The organism is Streptomyces thioluteus (assembly GCF_039535865.1).
On sequence record NZ_BAAAXZ010000009.1, the window covers coordinates 16,846 to 33,300 of the forward strand.

15 protein-coding genes and 2 pseudogenes are annotated in these 16,455 nt (G+C 73.7%); 7 read left to right on the forward strand and 10 right to left on the reverse strand.

The genetic code is table 11. From position 1 onward, the window contains the following. Nucleotides 1-17: 17 nt before the first annotated feature. The 4 genes from ABD794_RS01060 to ABD794_RS01075 are packed head-to-tail and all read right to left on the reverse strand — an operon-like array spanning nt 18 to nt 4,081. Complete coding sequence (locus ABD794_RS01060; protein ID WP_344960412.1) at nt 18-629, reverse strand: GTP-binding protein; 612 nt, start codon at nt 627-629, stop codon at nt 18-20. A gap of 4 nt (nt 630-633) precedes the next feature. Then, a complete protein-coding gene (locus ABD794_RS01065; protein WP_344960398.1) occupies nt 634-999 on the reverse strand; it encodes a DUF742 domain-containing protein in 366 nt (121 codons plus the stop codon). Continuing rightward, the gene (locus tag ABD794_RS01070; protein WP_344960413.1) at nt 996-1,484 is read right to left on the reverse strand and encodes a roadblock/LC7 domain-containing protein; all 489 of its coding nucleotides are present in this window, start codon (nt 1,482-1,484) and stop codon (nt 996-998) included. The genes ABD794_RS01065 and ABD794_RS01070 overlap by 4 nt, the downstream gene beginning before the upstream one ends. 35 nt (nt 1,485-1,519) lie before the next feature. After that, nucleotides 1,520-4,081, reverse strand: coding sequence for a sensor histidine kinase (locus ABD794_RS01075; RefSeq protein WP_344960399.1), 2,562 nt, complete (start codon nt 4,079-4,081; stop codon nt 1,520-1,522). 298 nt (nt 4,082-4,379) lie between these two features. On the opposite strand from ABD794_RS01075, the gene ABD794_RS01080 reads away from it, so the two are divergent. Next, nucleotides 4,380-5,153 (forward strand): hypothetical protein, encoded by a 774-nt coding sequence (locus tag ABD794_RS01080; protein ID WP_344960400.1) that lies wholly within the window; start codon nt 4,380-4,382, stop codon nt 5,151-5,153. Between the two features lie 28 nt (nt 5,154-5,181). Here ABD794_RS01080 and ABD794_RS01085 read toward each other — a convergent pair whose 3' ends face one another. After that, on the reverse strand, nt 5,182-6,414 hold the full coding sequence (locus tag ABD794_RS01085) for a TolB family protein (RefSeq protein ID WP_344960401.1): 1,233 nt from the start codon (nt 6,412-6,414) through the stop codon (nt 5,182-5,184). Nucleotides 6,415-6,703: 289 nt separating this feature from the next. Then, entirely contained in the window at nt 6,704-7,174 is a 471-nt protein-coding gene (locus ABD794_RS01090; RefSeq protein WP_344960402.1) for a MarR family winged helix-turn-helix transcriptional regulator, read from the reverse strand. Between the two features lie 135 nt (nt 7,175-7,309). Here ABD794_RS01090 and ABD794_RS01095 point away from each other — a divergent pair, with 135 nt between their 5' ends. Next, the gene (locus ABD794_RS01095) at nt 7,310-8,146 is read left to right on the forward strand and encodes a lysozyme (RefSeq protein ID WP_344960403.1); all 837 of its coding nucleotides are present in this window, start codon (nt 7,310-7,312) and stop codon (nt 8,144-8,146) included. A gap of 71 nt (nt 8,147-8,217) precedes the next feature. Here ABD794_RS01095 and ABD794_RS01100 read toward each other — a convergent pair whose 3' ends face one another. Further along, nucleotides 8,218-10,977: a M4 family metallopeptidase gene (locus ABD794_RS01100; protein ID WP_344960404.1), complete on the reverse strand. Its 2,760-nt coding sequence runs from the start codon at nt 10,975-10,977 to the stop codon at nt 8,218-8,220. Between the two features lie 329 nt (nt 10,978-11,306). Here ABD794_RS01100 and ABD794_RS01105 point away from each other — a divergent pair, with 329 nt between their 5' ends. From ABD794_RS01105 to ABD794_RS01115, 3 genes are all read left to right on the forward strand, one after another. After that, nucleotides 11,307-12,266: a hypothetical protein gene (locus ABD794_RS01105; protein ID WP_344960405.1), complete on the forward strand. Its 960-nt coding sequence runs from the start codon at nt 11,307-11,309 to the stop codon at nt 12,264-12,266. Further along, nucleotides 12,266-12,628, forward strand: coding sequence for a GntR family transcriptional regulator (locus ABD794_RS01110; protein WP_344960414.1), 363 nt, complete (start codon nt 12,266-12,268; stop codon nt 12,626-12,628). Before ABD794_RS01105 ends, ABD794_RS01110 begins: the two co-directional genes overlap by 1 nt. A 124-nt stretch (nt 12,629-12,752) precedes the next feature. Beyond that, entirely contained in the window at nt 12,753-12,908 is a 156-nt protein-coding gene (locus ABD794_RS01115; RefSeq protein WP_344960406.1) for a hypothetical protein, read from the forward strand. Nucleotides 12,909-13,000: 92 nt separating this feature from the next. Here ABD794_RS01115 and ABD794_RS01120 read toward each other — a convergent pair whose 3' ends face one another. The 3 genes and pseudogenes from ABD794_RS01120 to ABD794_RS01135 form a co-directional block, all read right to left on the reverse strand. Then, a complete protein-coding gene (locus tag ABD794_RS01120) occupies nt 13,001-13,435 on the reverse strand; it encodes a lamin tail domain-containing protein (RefSeq protein WP_344960407.1) in 435 nt (144 codons plus the stop codon). A 142-nt stretch (nt 13,436-13,577) separates the two neighbouring features. Further along, nucleotides 13,578-14,463: pseudogene (locus tag ABD794_RS01125) on the reverse strand (NAD(P)-dependent oxidoreductase). A 481-nt stretch (nt 14,464-14,944) separates the two neighbouring features. Further along, entirely contained in the window at nt 14,945-15,073 is a 129-nt protein-coding gene (locus tag ABD794_RS01135) for a hypothetical protein (RefSeq protein WP_344960408.1), read from the reverse strand. A gap of 796 nt (nt 15,074-15,869) precedes the next feature. On the opposite strand from ABD794_RS01135, the gene ABD794_RS01140 reads away from it, so the two are divergent. Both ABD794_RS01140 and ABD794_RS01145 read left to right on the forward strand, forming a co-directional pair. Continuing rightward, complete coding sequence (locus ABD794_RS01140) at nt 15,870-16,046, forward strand: hypothetical protein (protein ID WP_344960409.1); 177 nt, start codon at nt 15,870-15,872, stop codon at nt 16,044-16,046. 74 nt (nt 16,047-16,120) lie between these two features. Then, a pseudogene (locus ABD794_RS01145) lies at nt 16,121-16,455 on the forward strand (NmrA family NAD(P)-binding protein); the annotation flags it as partial.

Sequence of the window (16,455 nt, forward strand, 5' to 3'; positions counted from 1 at the left end):
CCTGTTCCGCACCCGTCTCAGCGCGGTTCGGGGGTGACGTCGAGGGCCCGGCCGACGAGGGTCAGCAGGGACTCGACGACCGTGATCCGCTTCCGGGCGTCCATGATCAGCACCGGCACGCTGGTGGCCAGGGACAGCGCCTCGCGCACCGCCTCCAGCTCGTACCGGGGCGTGCCCTCGAAGTGGTTGACGGCGACGATGTACGGCAGACCGCTGCTCTCGAAGTAGTCGAGGGCCGGGAAGCAGTCCTCCAGCCGCCGGGTGTCGCACATGACCACCGCGCCGATGGCCCCGCGCACCAGGTCGTCCCACATGAACCAGAAGCGCTTCTGGCCCGGCGTGCCGAACAGGTAGAGGACCAGGTCCGGTTCGAGGGTGATCCGGCCGAAGTCCATGGCGACGGTGGTGGTGTCCTTCTCCGGGACGGCGACGGCGTCGTCCAGCTCCTCGCCGGCGACCGTCATCACGGCCTCCGTGCGCAGCGGGGTGATCTCCGAGACCGAGCCGACGAACGTCGTCTTGCCGACGCCGAAGCCGCCCGCGACGACGATCTTCGTGGCGGCGGGGGCCCGGGTCCGGCCGGGCGGCCCCGGGTCCGGCTTCTCCCGGGCCGGTTCCGGTCCCGTTATGGTGTCAGATCCTGCGAAGTCCACACTGCACCCTTTCGAGCAGCGCGCGGTCGGGCCGGCCGGTGCCGTGACCGGGGCCGTAGACGCGGATTCTTCCCTGGTCGGCCAAGTCGCCGAGGAGGACGCGGACCACGCCCAGCGGCATCTTCAGCAGCGCGGAGACCTCGGCGACGGAGCGCAGCTTCCGGCACAGGCCGACGATGGCACCGATCTCGGGGAGCACCCGGTTCGTCGCGTCCCCCTCGCCGCCCGGCGGCGTCTGGACGAACGTCTCCAGCTGGAGGACGTGTCCGCACGGGGCGCGCCCGCCGGTGAACGAGTACGGCCGCACGCGCGCGGCGGTCCGCGTCCCGGACGCCTTCCCCGTCACCGGACCGCCTCCACCGACTGCCGCAGCTCCCTGCGGAGTTCGGGGGTGAGCACGTGTCCGGCCCGGCCGACGAAGAGCGCCATGTGGTAGGCGACGACGCTCATGTCGCAGTCGGGGGCGGTGTGGACGCCGAGCAGCGAGCCGTCGCTGATGGTCATCACGAACAGGCTGCCCTCCTCCATGGCCACCATCGTCTGCTTGACGGTGCCCCCGTCCATCAGCGCCGCAGCCCCGGTGGTCAGGCTGCCCAGGCCCGCGACGATGGTGGCCAGGTCGGCCGTGGAGTGCCGGGGGCCCTCCGGCCGGCTCCCGCCGATGCGCCGGCCCTCGGGATCGGACGAGAGCAGCAGCAGACCGTCGGAGGAGACGACGGCGACCGACCGGACGCCGGGCACCTCCTCGACCACGTCGGTCAGCAGCCAGTGCAGGTTGCGGGCCTCGTGGCTCAGCCCGTACCCGGCGCCGCCGTGCGGGCCGGTGGCGATGGGGGTGACGGGGGTCGCCCCTCCGGTGAATGCAGTCAACCGCGTGCCTCCTCGACGTTGCCGCCCTCGTTCGGCGCCCCGGCCCGGCGCCGGTCACCGTCCCGCTGCCCCGCGAGCTCCTGCGCCACGTCGCGCCGTCCCTCCCGGGCCCCCTGCTGGAAGCCGGCGAGCTTGGCGCGCAGCGCCTCCGCGTCCACGCCCCGGCGCATCCGCTGCACCGGCGGCGGCTGCGGCACGCTGCGGGGGGTGCGCTTGGGAAGCCCGTTGTCGGTGGTACCGCCTGCGCAGTGGGCCGGTGGCGGCTCCGGGGCCGGCGTCCTGGCGTGCCGGCCGACGACCGGCTGCGGTCCGGGCGCAGCGGGCCGCTGCTCCGGCACCGCCGGGCGCATCCCGGGCGGGACGATCAGCTGGATGGTCGCCTCGTCCGGTGGTCCGGACGCCACGGGCTGCGGGGCGAAGCCCGCCATGCGCCGCGAACGCCCGGGAAGCTGGTGGGAGTTGGCCTCGGCCGTCGCGCCCGGGTAGTGGACGGGCGGCGCCGTCGAGGTGCCCGGGACCGGCGGTGCGGCCTGCGGGTCGGTGACGGCCGGGGGGCCGGCGGGCAGCAGCCGGGCGGGCAGCACCACGACGGCCGTGATGCCGCCGGGCCGCTGCTCGCGCAGCTGGACGCGGACCGCGTGCCGGGCGGCGAGCCGTGCGACGACGTACAGACCGAGGCCCATGACGGGCTCGTCCGCGTGGCCCGGGAGCGCGGCGCCCGGCGGCTCCGGATCGGCCTGCGCCAGCAGGGAGTTGATCTCCTCCAGGCGGTCGGGGGCCATGCCGATGCCCTCGTCCTGGATGGAGAGCATCACGTCGCCGTTCTCCAGGAGCCAGCCGGAGACCTGCACCGGGACGTCCGGCGGGGAGAACGCCGTGGCGTTCTCCAGGAGTTCGGCCACGAGGTGGCTGATGTCGTCCGAGGCGAAGCCGGCGAGCTGGGCGCGGGCGGGCAGCGAGTGGATGCGCACCCGCTCGTAGCGCTCGATCTCGCTCACGGAGGCGCGCAGCACGTCCAGCAGCGGCACCGCTCCCGCGTGCCCGCCGGCGTGCTCGGAGCCGGCGAGGACCAGCAGGTTCTCGCTGTGCCGGCGCATCCGCGTGGCCAGGTGGTCGAGCTTGAAGAGGACGTCCAGCCGGTCCGGGTCCGCCTCGTGGGCCTCCATGGCCTCGATGACGGTCAGCTGCCGCTCGACCAGACCCAGGGTGCGCAGCGACATGCTCGCGCAGGTGCTGTGCGCCCGCCCGGCGGTCCGGGCGGCCTCGGCGTCGCGCTGCCGGTCGCGCTCGTGCAGGGCGTCCCGCTCGGCGGCCAGGTCCTGGCGGGCGGCGTCCAGCCGGGCGCGCTCGCCCTCCAGCAGGTCGATGCGCTCGCGCTGCCGCACGACCGTGCCGTGCAGGACGTTCACCGAGCGGGCGATCTCGGCGAACTCGTCGTCGCGGCCCTTGACGGACACCGGCTCGCGGGCCGCCGGGTCGGCGCAGACCCGGCGGGCGCCGAGCCGCAGCGCGACCAGCGGCCGCGTCACGGACCGGGTGGAGCGCACCCCGGCCAGCAGGGCGGCCAGGAAGCACACGCCGACGAGCCCGGCCCGGGTGCGCAGCGCGGTGACGTCCCGGTCCCGGACGCGCTCCAGGTGGGCGGCCTCGGCGGCGGCGAGGTCGGACTCGACGCCGCGCATCCGGTCCAGCCGGGCGGTCAGGGCCGTGCGCAGCGCCTCGGCCTCCGCGGGCGCGACGGACACCGGCTGCGCCCCGGCGAGCAGGCCGGACAGCCGGCTCTCGGCGGCGGTGGACTCGGGGGTCCCCACCGCCCGGGTGTAGGCGTCCTTGGCCTTGGCCGGGGCGAGTTGGGCGAAGTCGGCGAGGGCGGCGCGCTCGCGGGTGTCGGTCTGCTGCGCGGCGGCGGCCAGTTGGGGCCGGTCGCCGCGGGCGGCGAAGGAGGCGAGGAGCAGGCCGCGGGTGGCGGACGCCTCCTCGACGGCGCGCCCGAGCAGCGCCACGGCCTCCGCGTCCCCCGTCCCGGCCCGGGCCGGCAGCCGGGCGGCCAGGGTGCCCGCGACGCCGTGCAGGGCCTGCACGGTGGCGGTGTACTGGCGGAAGACGGTCAGCGCGTCGGCGTTGCCGGTCAGCGCCGTGCGCCGCTGCCGGGTCAGCTCCTCCAGCCGCTCGCGCACGCCGGCGGGCAGCGCCGTGCGGGACGAACGGGCCGTCAGGAACGCGCCCAGCTTGCGGTCCACCGCGGCCCGCCGCGCGGTGAGGGCGCCGGGCACGCCGCCGCGCCCGCCCGCCACGTACGCCGTGACGGCGTCCCGCTCGTCGGCCAGCGAGTGGGCCAGCCGCACCGCGTCGTCGGCCGCCCCGGCCAGCGGGACCAGCCGGCCGGAGTCGGCCGCGTCCCGCGACGCGTCGGCGACGCCCAGGGCCCCCGCCCCCAGGACCGCCAGGGAGGCGAGCACGACCGAGAGCGCCAGCCGGTTGCGGGCGCGCGCGGTGCGCTCGGGCACGCCCGTGGTCTGCTGCTCTCTCTGGCCGCCCCGAAGCCGCTTCTTCCGCACCGGTGCTCACATTCCGCTCTGTGTGGTCTCGTCGGTCCCGTCCGTCCACCCCCTGGCGCTGAAGTGGACCTTGTCAGCACGGCAGCGGGGCATGCGGCCGTCACCGGCCCGCCCACTCGAAGGAGTGGGGTTCCGTCCCGGAAGTTGCCGTGTTCGTCGGACCCGTCCGCAATGCGCGTCCGATTCCGGCCCCTCCCCCGGCAACCGCCACCTGATAAACCGCCCGGCGCGCCGGAAGGATGCGCGCCAACCGCCGCGGAAATCACGGCCCGTGCGACGGCTCGGGCACACTGGCCCCATGCGTATCGAACTGGCCACCCGGCCGGGCGACCCGTCCCGGCCCGACGAGGACTTCGTGTCCGCCGTCCTGCCCGCCTCGGGACGGGGCGGCGCGCTGGTCCTGCTGGACGGGGTGACCCCGCCGCCGGACGGCGACGACGGATGTGTGCACGGGGTCGCCTGGTTCACGGCGCACCTGGGCGGCGCACTCGTGGAACTGTGCGCCGCCCGGCGGGAGATGGGCCTCCGGGAGTGCCTGGCGGAGGCGATCGCCCGCACCACGGCCGCCCACGGCGGCGGGTGCGACCTCGCACACCGCCGCACCCCCCAGGCCACGGCCGTGCTGGCCCGCTGGGACGGCGCGCGGGTGGAGTACCTGGTGCTGTCCGACTCCGTACTCCTGGTGGAGGGCGCGGACGGCGCCGTCACCCCCGTCCTGGACGACCGCATCGCCCGGCTCGCCGCGCGCGGTCCCGTCACCGACGCCCAACGCAACGCGGACGGCGGCTTCTTCACCGCGGCCGCCGATCCGTCCGTCGTCTCCCGCGCGGTCACCGGCGCCCTGCCGCGCGACGCGGTCCGCGCCCTGGCCGCGCTGAGCGACGGCGCGTCCCGCTGGGTGGAGGTCTTCCGCGCCGGCGACTGGGCCCGGTGCCTGGGCCTGCTGGCGAAGTCCGGGCCCCGGGCCCTGATCGACCGGGTACGGGCGGCGGAGCTGGCGGATCCGGAGTGCGTGGCGTTCCGGCGGGGGAAGGCGCACGACGACGCATCCGTGGTGTACGCGGAGTTGTAGCGGTTTTCTCTCTTGGCCAGCCTCTTGGTCAGCGGAGGCGGCGCAGATAGATGTGCCCCACATCGGGGGCCTTGCCCGGCACCAGGTCCGGGGAGAACGAGGTGAAGGCGACGGCGTCGCCGTGGGCGTCGGGCACGGGCTCGCGGCCGCCCTTGGCGCTCGGCGCGCCCTCCGGCGTCACGCTGACGTCCCACGTCCGCCCCGACCGCAGATCACGCAGCCGGACCTGGCGTCCCTCGTAGGCCAGCCGCTGTCCGTCACCGCTGAACTCCGCCTTGGAGGCGGGCTCTTCGGCGGCCCGGCGCAGCTTCCCCGTCCGCGTGTCGTAGAGGTAGACGTACGGCCGGTTCCGCTCGCCGCCGGGCAGCAGGTTGGGCGCCGCCGACGTGAACTGGACGTAACGGCCGTCGGCGCTCACGGAGGGGTTGTGGGCCGACTGGTGGTCCTGGCCGCCGTCGTGGGGGAGGTCGAGCCTGCGGTCCTCGCCCGTGCGCCGGTCGAGGAGGTGGATCTCGCTCGTGGGCCGCCCCGAGACACCCATGGACAGGTCCTCGTACGCGACCCGCCGGTGGTCGCGGCTGGTGGAGCCGTGCGTGACGGCGACGTGCCGCGGGGAGGAGGCGATCAGAGTGCTCGCCTTCCGGACGAGATCCCGTTCGTAGAGACGGGCGTTGGAGATGTGGTCGGCGATCTCGACGTAGGAGCTGCCCGAGGTGAACATCACCGAGCGGCCGTCCGGGCCGATCACCGGGAAGCCGGAGAACCGTCCGTCCTCGCCGCCGAGGCCGACGTCCACCTGCTCGGTGCGCCCGGTGCGCAGGTCGGTCACATGGACGTGGCTCGTCCTGACGGGCGGATGGCCGGGGCGGGACCAGTCCTCGACCAGGGAACGGAACGCGACGCGGCGGCCGTCCGCGCTGAGGGACGGCTCGGTGGCCGCGGCCTTGATGCCCGGCCCGTGCTCGGGGGCGGTGACGCGGACGATCCGCCCGGTGCGGAGGTCCTTGACGAAGACGTCCGCCCGTTGATCGGTGTCTCCGGGGACGAGGTTGGTGGCGTCGGAGGAGAAGGCGACGTAGCGGCCGTCGGCGCTGGGGGAGGGGGAGCGGGAGGTGCCGTTGGCGGGGGTGCCGTCCGTGGCGGTGCTGGCGCGGGTGGTTTTTGCGGTGGCCTTTGCGGCGGGGGCGGCCTGGGTGGGGGCCGCCGTGGCGAGGAGGGTGGCGGTGAGGGCCGCGGTGACGGCTAATGGTCTGCGGGTCATCTTGCCGATGGAAGGGGGTTGTTGGGCCCGCGGTCAATCCGCCGGTTTCCGTACAACCTTTTGGATGTGCCCCTGTCCCGCCCTTTCTCCCCCAGCTACCTCCCCCAGCTACCGCTGGGGGTGCCCCCAGGAGGTGCCCCCAATTTCTTCCGGGGCTCCGCCCCTCGGCCCGGCACCGCGCTCCGCGCGGGGTGGGCGGGGCTTCCCCTGCACCCCGACCCGAGGGCGGTCGTAGGGGGTGCAGGGGGCGCAGCCCTGCGGAAACGGGGAAAGGGCGGGCGGGGGGGAACTACCCCCCGAGGCTCCCGTTCAACTGGTGCAGCAGCCGCGCCAACTCCCCGATCTCCCCCCGGTCCCACCCCTCCAGCCGCCGCACATACTCACCGCGCCGCGCCTCCCGCACCCGCGCGAATCGCGCCCGTCCCTCCTCCGTGAGGTCGACCAGCGACGCGCGCCCGTCCGCCGGATCCGGCGTGCGCGCGACGAGGCCGAGCTCGTCGAGCGCCCGCAGTTGCCGGCTCATCGTCGCCTTGCCGACGCCGAAGTACGCCGCGAGGTCCGTCGCCCGCTGTCGTCCGGCGTCGGCGAGGCGGACGAGGAGTCCGTACGCCGCCGGCTCCAGCTCGGGGTGGACCTCGCGCGCCATCTCACCGGAGGTGGCCCGCGCACGGCGCAGGAACACGGACAGCTCGCGCTCCAGGGCGAGGAACGGCTGCTCCTCGCCCTCGGCGGGCGACGGCGTGGGGGCGGTCTGGTGCACGGTGGCCCTCTCCGGCTCTGCAGGGGTCGAAAGGCGAAAGGCCCCGCCAGTATTTCGCAGGTTCGGACCAGCTACAGCACCGCCATCTGGGTATGACATGAACACACCACCCCACGGGAATCCGGAGGCGGCAGCATGTCCAGACCCCGAACCGCCAGACCCCGAACCGCCGTGATCGCGTTACTCGCCCTCCTCGCCATGGTCCTCGCCCTCCCGGGCACCGGCACCGCCCACGCGTCCCGCTCCGCCCCGCCCCGCCCGGCCCACCCCGAGCGGGACTGGCTGGGCTCGACCGTCCGCGCCCACGAGGGCGGCCGCAGCCCGAACACCCCGCCCCCCGTGACCGCGTCCGTCGAGGGCGTGGACGTCAGCAGCCACAACGGCAACGTCCCCTGGAGCTCCCTCTGGAACTCCGGCGTCCGCTTCGCCTACACCAAGGCCACCGAAGGCACCGGCTACACCAACCCCTACTTCGCCCAGCAGTACGACGGTTCCTACGAGGTCGGCATGATCCGCGGCGCGTACCACTTCGCGCTGCCCGACCACTCCTCCGGCGCCGCGCAGGCGAACTACTTCGCCGACCACGGCGGCGGCTGGTCCGGCGACGGGAAGACCCTGCCGGGCGTGCTGGACATGGAGTACAACCCGTACGGCAGCACCTGCTACGGGATGAGCGCGAGCGCCCTCGTCTCCTGGATGAAGGACTTCTTCGCGACGTACCGGGAGCGCACCGGCCGCGACGCGGTCGTCTACACCTCCACCACCTGGTGGCGGCAGTGCACCGGTGACAACGGCTCGTTCGGCTCGGTCAACCCGCTGTGGATCCCGCGGTACGGGTCCTCGCCCGGGACGCTCCCGAGCGGCTGGGGCTTCCACACGTTCTGGCAGTACACCGACACCGGCCCGACCGTCGGCGACCACGACCGCTTCAACGGCTCGATGTCCCGCCTGCAGGCACTGGCCGACGGCTGAGAGGCCGACGGCCGAGAACGCGCCGTGCCCCCGGCTCGCCGGAGCCGGGGGCACGGTCGATTACCGGTCGCTCAGCCGCAGTTGCCCGCCGGGCGGTTCCGCGTCACCAGGTCGGTGTAGCCGGTGGTGGCGTCCAGCCACACCACCCGCCGGCCGCTCTCGGCCGCGCCCCACAGCTGCTCGCCGCGGTTGCAGGAGACCCGCGCCCGCTGCCCGCCGTCCGCCGTGAACTGCCAGAGCTTGGCCAGGGTCTCGTTGCGCGGCTCGGCGGACGGCGTCTCCGCCGTCACGGTCACCGCGTCCTCCGAGGCCGACAGCGCGATGCCGTTCAGCGCGTCCTTGCCGGCGGCGGGGCTGACGTCGATGACGCCGGTCCCGTCCAGGCCGGCGCGGCGCACCGCGGTCTGCGGGCCCTGCCCGTCGTCGGCGGACAGCCAGTAGACGTGCCGGGAGGTGAGGGCGGTCCGTCCGATGAGGTGGTCCGGGTTCACGTCCTGGACCACGCTCCGCCTGCCGGTGGCGACGTCCAGGAGCTCGATGCGCTGCTTGGCCTTGCCGCTCTCCCGGTACTCGTCCGTGAAGGCGATGCGGCCGTTCTTCAGCGACGGGTTGCCCGTCGAGGCGAAGCGGCTCGTGGCGCCCGGGTCGAGGCGGACCGGGTCCGTCTCGCCCATCCTCACGTACACCGCCCGGGAGCTGCCGCGCCGGCCGTTCGCCTGGAAGACGACGGTCTTGCCCTCGACGCCGAGCGAGCCGTACCCGTAGCGGCTGGAGTACAGCTTCCTGATCGGCCCGCCGGACAGCGACCGGGCGAGGACCTCCACGTTCCGGGCCTTGTACGCCATCCAGACCACCGTCTTGCCGTCGGTGACCGGGTTGATGTGATAGCGGCCGTCGTTGGGGCTGATCAGCTGGGACGAGCCCGAGCCGTCGAGGCGCCCGGCCCACACCGAGTACGCCTCGGTGCCGTCGTCGTTGGACTTCGACGCGGCCCACCAGCCGCCGCCCGCCCCGGGGGTGGTCGAGTCGGTGTTCACCTTGCCGAGGAGCCGGTCGGAGTCCACGCCGAGGGCGAGCTCCCAGCCGGGGACGATGCCGTGACCGTTGAACGCCCGCTCGATCGCGCGCAGTTGACCGGCCTCGAACTTGAGGTCCTTGGCCGCGGCGAGGACCGCGTCGCGCCCCTCGGTGAAGCCGTCCAGCGGCGTCATGTACTCGGTGAGCGCCTTGTAGACGACCTTGTCGGCGAGCGTGCGGCCGACGTCCTTGCGGATGTCCCACAACGCGCCGGAGAAGATCGTGGAGTTGAGGTGGACGCCGCCGTTGTCGGTCCCGAAGGCGACGCCGAGGAAGGACTTGGAGGTGGTCCTCCCGTCGTTGAGGTCGCGGAACGCGCACTCGCGCGGGGACTTGGTGCGGCAGAGCGTGTCACCGAGCAGCCCGGAGTCGGGGCTGTCCATGGAGATGCCGAGGGTGTCGGTCTTGACGGCGTTGCCGAAGTAGTCGGCTATCGCCTCGTTCATGGCGCCGGACTGGCCCGCGTAGACGAGGTTGGCCGAGTTCTCCACGACGCCGTGCGTCATCTCGTGCCCGACCACGTCCAGGCCGGAGGACATCGGGCGGTATTCCTTGTCCCCGTTGCCGTACACCATCTTGGTGCCGTCCCAGAAGGCGTTGACGTACGGCAGCCCGTAGAAGCTCACGCCCACGATGGAGTTGAGCTCGCCGCCGCGCCCGTCGAGGCTGTTGCGGCCGTGCCGGTCGCGGTAGTAGTCGTAGACCTTGCCCGCGGCCCAGTGCGCGTCCACCGCGCCGGCCTCGGTCGCCTCCTTGCCGAAGGCGGGGGTCTGCGAGCCGAACTCCTTGATGCCGTCCGGCCACTTGCCGGAGACGTCGCCGACGGACAGCTCGTGGCCGTCGAAGGTGGCGATGCCCTTCTTGCTGCTGTCGCGCATGCGCGAGTGATCGCGCATGAGGTATTCCTTGCGCGTCTCGTCGTAGGACAGCTGGAGGTCGACGTTCTTGCCGTCGAGCCGGGCGCCGGAGCCGTTGACGGTGGGCTGCCCGGCGGGGTCGCCCTCGGCCCTGACGGCCTCCCGCCGCGCCTGCGCGCCGCTCGCGGCGACGGCCTTCGGCGCCCCGAACGTCTTGATGCCGCTGTACTGGAGCACCGGGTAGCCGGACTTCGCGTCGATGTACACCTCGTGCAGCACCGGCTGCCTCGTGGCGGGGTCCGTACCGCGCACGGTGACGTGCCGGGTCAGGACGCCCTGCCCCTTGGGCAGGACGACCAGCCCGCGCGCGGTGCCGGTGAGCGGGTACTCCGCGTCCTCGGCCGGGGCGCGGACGCCGGGCCTGCGGGCGCCGAGACTCGTGGCGGTGGCCTCGACGGCGCGGTCGACGGCGAGTTCCTCGTCGACCTCCGGGGTGGTGCCGGTGGTCAGCCCGGTGAAGTACTTGCCGGAGGTGCCGGTGACCACGCGCTTGCCGTTCTTGTGCTCCATGCGCACGACGTACTGACCGCCGAGGACCTCGACGCCCTTGTGCTTCTGCTGGAGCCGGACGGTCTCGGCGGACCCGGAACTGACCGTCCGCACGGGATTCAGGTCCCGGCCGGGGTCGGCGATGCGGTACCGCCCCTCCTTGGCCGCGAGGTGCCCGCGCGCGGCGTCGGCCGCGCTGCCGTCGGCCTTCGCGGGCTCCCGGATGCCGGTCACCAGCGCGGGAGTTGCGGTCCTCAGCCCGGGTATCACCTGACCGGGTCCGGCGGCGGGGGCCGGGTCCGCCGCGTTCGCCGGGGCGGCCGAGACGACGAGTGCGGCGGCGCCCATCAGCGCCGCCGCACTCGTGATGCCGCTCCGTACTCCGGATGTTCCGGATGTTCTGGATGTTCCGGATGTTCCGGATGCTCTGGATCTCCTGGTACGTGCACTGGGATTGCGCAAGGTATCCCCTCCACGTCATGCCTCACGACCGGCCGACGACCGGCAACTTTGGGCAGGGCAATGCAAGCGGTAGCGGAGCCCGGCACTCAACGGCGGGTTCGCGCCGGGGGGTTCTTTCGGCCGGACGGTGTGGACCGGGTCCCACCGGGGTACTGACGACCGAGAATTCTTCTACTACTATGCGAACAACCCAGAGAAGTTCAGAAGGTGGGGCCATGTCCGGCATACGCCGCGCACTCGTCACTCTGCTCATGTACCTGCTGGCCGCCGCGGCCTTCCTGGCGGTCTACCTCCATCTCGGGGACCGGCTCCCGGAGCACATCGCGGCCCATTTCACCGGCTCCGGCGCGGACGACTACTCCAGCCGCGGCTCCTTCCTCGCGACCTCCCTCGGCGTACTGGGCGGCCTCGGCGCCCTGTGCTGCGGCCTGTCGGCGCTCCGCGGGACGCCGGCACAGCAGCGCGCGCTGACCGTCCTCGGCTGCGCGGTGGCCGGGATCCTCGGCTACGGGCTCACCGCGGTCCTGCTCGTCAACGCGGATGCCGCAGATGTCACGGCCGTCCGGCTGCCCTGGTGGCAGCTGCTCACCGCCGTCGGCGTCGGGGCCGTCACGGGCGCGGCCGGCTGGCTGCTGTCCGGCAGGGCCAGGCCGGAAACCGACCGCCGCGGACCCGCCGGACCGGTGGAGCAACTGACCTTGTCCGACGGCGAGTCCGCGGCCTGGACCCAGGCCGTCGGCTCCCGCGTGCTGCCGCTGGTGGGCCTGGGCACGCTCGTCCTGGCCGTGGTCCTCGGACTGACCGACGGCCCGCTCCCCGCGGTCGTCCTGCTCGTGGTCGGGGTGCCGCTGACGGCACTGACCAAGGCCCGCGTCACGGTGGACCGGCGCGGCGTCACCATCGCCTCGTCCGCGGTGCCGCGCCCCCGCCTCACCATCCCGCTCGAGCGCGTGGTGGACGCGTCCCGCCGCGAGGTGAACGCCGTACAGGACTTCGGCGGCTGGGGCTACCGGGCCGCGTCCGGGGCGAGCGGGGTGATCCTGCGCTCCGGCGAGGCGCTCTCCGTACGGCTCACCTCGGGCAGCGAGTTCGTCGTCACCGTGGACGACGCGGCGACGGCCGCGGCCCTGCTCAACACGCTGGCCGCGCGCGAACGCACCGCCCGGGGCCGATGATGCTGTTCCGGGTGGACCCCAACTCACCGCTGCCGCTGGCCGATCAGGTCGCCGCCTGCGTCCGGGGCGCCGTCGCGGACGGCACGGTGCGCCCCGGCGAGCGCCTCCCCGCCGCCGGCCGCCTCGCCGAGTCCCTCGGCATCAACGTGCACACGGTGCTCCGCGGCTACCAACAGCTGCGCGACGAGGGCCTGATCGAGCTGCGCCGGGGGCGGGGCGCGGTGGTGACGGCCACGGCCTCGCCGGGGCGTACGCGCCTGCTGGCGCATGCACGCGACCTGGTGGCGGAGGCGCGGGGGCTGGGGATGGCGGACGAGGACGTACTGGCCCTGGTGCGGGCGTCCTTGGCGGAGGGCCGCTGAGCGGACCGCCGTCGCCGTCGCGGTCTGATCGGACGCCCCGCACCCGGCCCTCAGGGTCAAGGGCGAGCTGGTGAACACCGGTCCCGGCTGCAGATCGGCATGGGTCCAGATCAGCATGGACACCATGAGCCGCACGACCAAGGTGGCCACCCAGTGCGGCGAAGGCACGGCGGCCATCGACCACTGGGGGTACAACATCGGCGGCTCGTCGAGAAAGTACATCTACATCCGCGAGGGCGACAAGGACACCAAGACGTGCGGCACCCAGGCGCGGCCGTGACCGGCTCGCCTCGACCGGTCGCCCGCTGAAGCACAGCGGTGGCGGCCGCCCCTTCGGGCGCGGTCACCACCGCCATTGGCCTCCGGCATCCGTCAGCGACGTCCCCACGAAGCCGTCGCGACGACCCGCCCGCCCGCGTCCTTCAGCGTCGCCTTGTCCTTGGTGTTGTTCCAGACGTACGCCCGGCGGTTCTGGTACACGTCCTTGGCCGTGTCCTTCCCCTTGCCCGTGTGCACGCGCACCGACGCGTGCGCCGCCAGCCGGACCTTGCCGAACGTGTAGACGTGCCGCGAAGTGTCGCTCAGCGTCCAGCGGTTGAGTTCCACCGCCTTCTTACCGGTGTTGGTGATCGTCACCCACTCCGCGTTGAGGCTCTTCGCGGAACGGTCGTCCTTGCCCGGGCTGTCGTACTGGATCTTGCCGAACACCACGGGGTTCTTCGCGGCCGCGGAGGCGGGCACGGCCGCGGAGGCGAGCACGACGCCGCAGGCGGCGGCGGTCGCGAGGCGGGCTATGACTCGGGACAAAGGAACCTCTGCTCTCCGGCGCGGGACGCGCCAACAACGACCCGGCGCACCGCCGGACGTGATCACTCTGCCGCAGAACCGGACGTCCCCCGCCCGGATTCGCCGCCCATGTGACGGACTCCTCACGGGAGTACGCGTCCGGTCACACCGCGTCGACCAGCCGGGGGATCCCGTCCCGCCCCTGCCCCGCGTCGATGACCCGCCGGGCCATGCCGAGGGCCGCGCCGATCAGACTCGTGTCGAGACCGCGCGCCTCCGCGGCGTGTACGACGTGCTCCATGCCCGCCGCGAGCGAGACGACGTTGGACTGGTCGCCCGGGTACTCGCCCGCGTCCACCTGCTCCGCGAACTGGGGCACCATATGGGTCAGCAGGTCACCGATCCCCAGGGCGTAGGGGACGAGTTCGGCCGCCCGGATGTTCTCCGTCCGGGCGAGGGCCAGAGCGTGCAGGTAACCGCTCACGGCCGTCCAGCAGAAGTCGAGCACGGCGACGTCGAAGGCTGCGGCCCGGCCGGGGTCGGTGCCGAGGTGATCGGCCCGTCCGCCGAAGGCCGCCAGCGCGGCCCGGTGCGCGGCGAACGCCTCCTCCGGACCGCTGTAGATGACGACCGCGCGGTCCGTCCCGATCGACACCGCGGGCGTGAGGATCGAGCCGTCGAGGTAGTCGATGCCGTGCTCGGCCGCCCACGCGGCGGTCTCCCGGGCCCGGTCCGGGGAGTCTGCGGTGAGGTTCACCAGCGTCCGTCCGCGCAGGGCCTCCGCCGCGGGCCGGACGATCGCGTCCACCGCGTTGTAGTCGATCACGCACACGATCACCAACGGGGCGGCCTCGACGGCCTCCTGAACCGTCCCCGCGAGGACGGCACCCCGCTCGACCAGCGCATCGGCCCTGCCGGCCGACCGGTTTCCAGACGGTGACGCGGTGTCCTGCCGTGAGCAGCGCGCCGGCGAGGGCCTGCCCCATGGGCCCGAGCCCGAGCACGGTGACGGACGAAAGGTGGTTGCTGCTGTCCAGGGAATTGATCATGCTGACGAAGCTAAACCTTCACGTTGACGTGAGAGTCAACTCGCCGTGACGGGGAGTCACTTTGCGCATAGGAGAGCTGTCGCGGCCGCTCGGGCGTCACGCCCCGCGCCCTGCGCTACTACGAGGAACAGGGCCTGCTCCGGCCGGAACGCCGCCCCCAGCGGCTACCGCGAGTACAGCGAGGAAGACGTACGGACCGTCCACAGCGTTCCGCACCCTCCTCGCCGCGGGCCTGGGCACGGGCCACGATCGCCGAGGTCCTGCCGTGCACGGCCGAGGACGACGGGCTGCTGCTGCCGGGGTGCACCCCGCTGGCGGAGGAGGTGCTCCGGGAGCGGGACCGGATCCGGTCGACGATCGGCGAACTCGCGTCCGCGCTCCGGCTGCTGGAGGAGCTGATCGACCGATCGGAACTGGAGAAGGCGGACGGGACACGGGGTCCGCCCGCGGCCGGCGGGGGCTTGACGGACGGCACGCCTCCTCATCCACCGAGGCGGGCCCCGCGCCCTCCCGCCCGGGGTGCTCGCCGACCGGCCACCGGTACGACGCGTCCACCGGGCACCGCCAGTACGGCCAGCCCCTCCCCGTCGTCCTCCCGCACCAGATCCATGGGGTGCGGATGCCCGGCCCCTGCACGGGGTCCGCGGCAGGCCGGCGGGGAGTTCCCGAAAGAAAACGGTGAAAGGGCGGGACCGGGGCAAACCTCCCTCGTACCCTGAATCCATGCCCACCCCCAACGGCGCCCGCACCCCCCGCACCGTCTTCGGCGAAGCCGCCGAGCAGTTACGACGCCGCCCGCCCGGGCTATCCGGGGACAACTCGTCACGGACATCCTGGAGTTCGCGGCAGACGGGCCCCGGGCTCACGGCCCTGGAGGTCGGCGCGGGCACCGGCAAGGCCCACGCTCGCGTTCGCCGCCCGCCCGGGCCTGACGCTCACCTGTCTCGAACCGGACCCCCGCATGGCCGCCGTCCTGTCCCGCAACTGCGCCACGGCCGCCCCCGAAGTCACCGTCGTCCCCCCAGGACTTCGAGACCCTGGGGAGCGCGCCCCCGACCACCGCCCCTTTCGACCTCCTCCTCTCCGCCCAGGCGTGGCACTGGGACGGACCCCGAGGTCCGCTGGTCCAAGGCGAAACAGGTCCTGCGCGCGGGCGGGACCCTCGCCCTGTTCTGGAACGACTGGTACGTGTCGGACGACGACCTCCGCCACGAGCTGATCGCCGCCCACGAGCACCGGCCTCCCCGAACTGCCCCCGCACTCCATCCTGGAGAAGGTCCCGCCGCGGCCTCGGTCATGGGCCCCCGACTCGTGGGTCCCGAGGGAGCTCCTGGCCGACGGCGGCTTCACGGACCTCACGTACCTCCAGTACCCCACCGCGCCACCACCGCTCGACGTCCGGACTCGTGGACGTCCTCTCCTCGCTCTCCTTCTACCGCTTGCTGCCGGAGGCGACGCGGGAGGCGGTCCTCGCGGACGTCGCCGGCGCCGTGGACGCCTACGGCGGGCAGCGTCCCGGCTGGACACCCGCACGGGGCCTCTTCCTGGCCCGGACGGGCATCCGGGCGGTATCCGGAAGGTAACCACCCCTCGGACTAACGTCGTGATCCACCGACCGGGGGACGGCCCCCGGCCGACGGATGCGAGGTGTACGAACATGTCCAGGATCATCGTGTTCGGAGCGGGCGGCAGGGCGGGCCGGGCGGCCGTGGCGGAGGCGGAGCGCCGGGGCCACACGGTGACCGCGGTCGTGCGGAACCCGTCGAACCCCGGGGAGTCGGCGGGCGGACGTCACGGACGCCGGCATCATCGCGGCCCTCGCCGCCGGGCACGACGCGGCGATCCACGCCGCCGCAGACCTCTCCGCCGACCCCGCCGTCTTCTTCCCCACCGCGACGCGGGCCCTGCTCGACGGACTGACGCGGGCGGGCGTCGCCCGCCTGGTGGCCGTCGGCCTCGCGTCCGTACCTCCCGGACGCGTCCGGGGACGCC

Excerpts from the sequence above, each read along its gene's own strand:
- ABD794_RS01080 (WP_344960400.1), top strand. The coding sequence starts at position 4,380 with ATGCGTATCGAACTGGCCACCCGGCCGGGCGACCCGTCCCGGCCCGAC.
- ABD794_RS01085 (WP_344960401.1), bottom strand. The coding sequence starts at position 6,414 with ATGACCCGCAGACCATTAGCCGTCACCGCGGCCCTCACCGCCACCCTC.
- ABD794_RS01095 (WP_344960403.1), top strand. The coding sequence starts at position 7,310 with ATGTCCAGACCCCGAACCGCCAGACCCCGAACCGCCGTGATCGCGTTA.
- ABD794_RS01100 (WP_344960404.1), bottom strand. The coding sequence starts at position 10,977 with ATGGGCGCCGCCGCACTCGTCGTCTCGGCCGCCCCGGCGAACGCGGCG.
- ABD794_RS01105 (WP_344960405.1), top strand. The coding sequence starts at position 11,307 with ATGTCCGGCATACGCCGCGCACTCGTCACTCTGCTCATGTACCTGCTG.
- ABD794_RS01110 (WP_344960414.1), top strand. The coding sequence starts at position 12,266 with ATGCTGTTCCGGGTGGACCCCAACTCACCGCTGCCGCTGGCCGATCAG.
- ABD794_RS01115 (WP_344960406.1), top strand. The coding sequence starts at position 12,753 with ATGAGCCGCACGACCAAGGTGGCCACCCAGTGCGGCGAAGGCACGGCG.
- ABD794_RS01135 (WP_344960408.1), bottom strand. The coding sequence starts at position 15,073 with ATGGATCTGGTGCGGGAGGACGACGGGGAGGGGCTGGCCGTACTGGCG.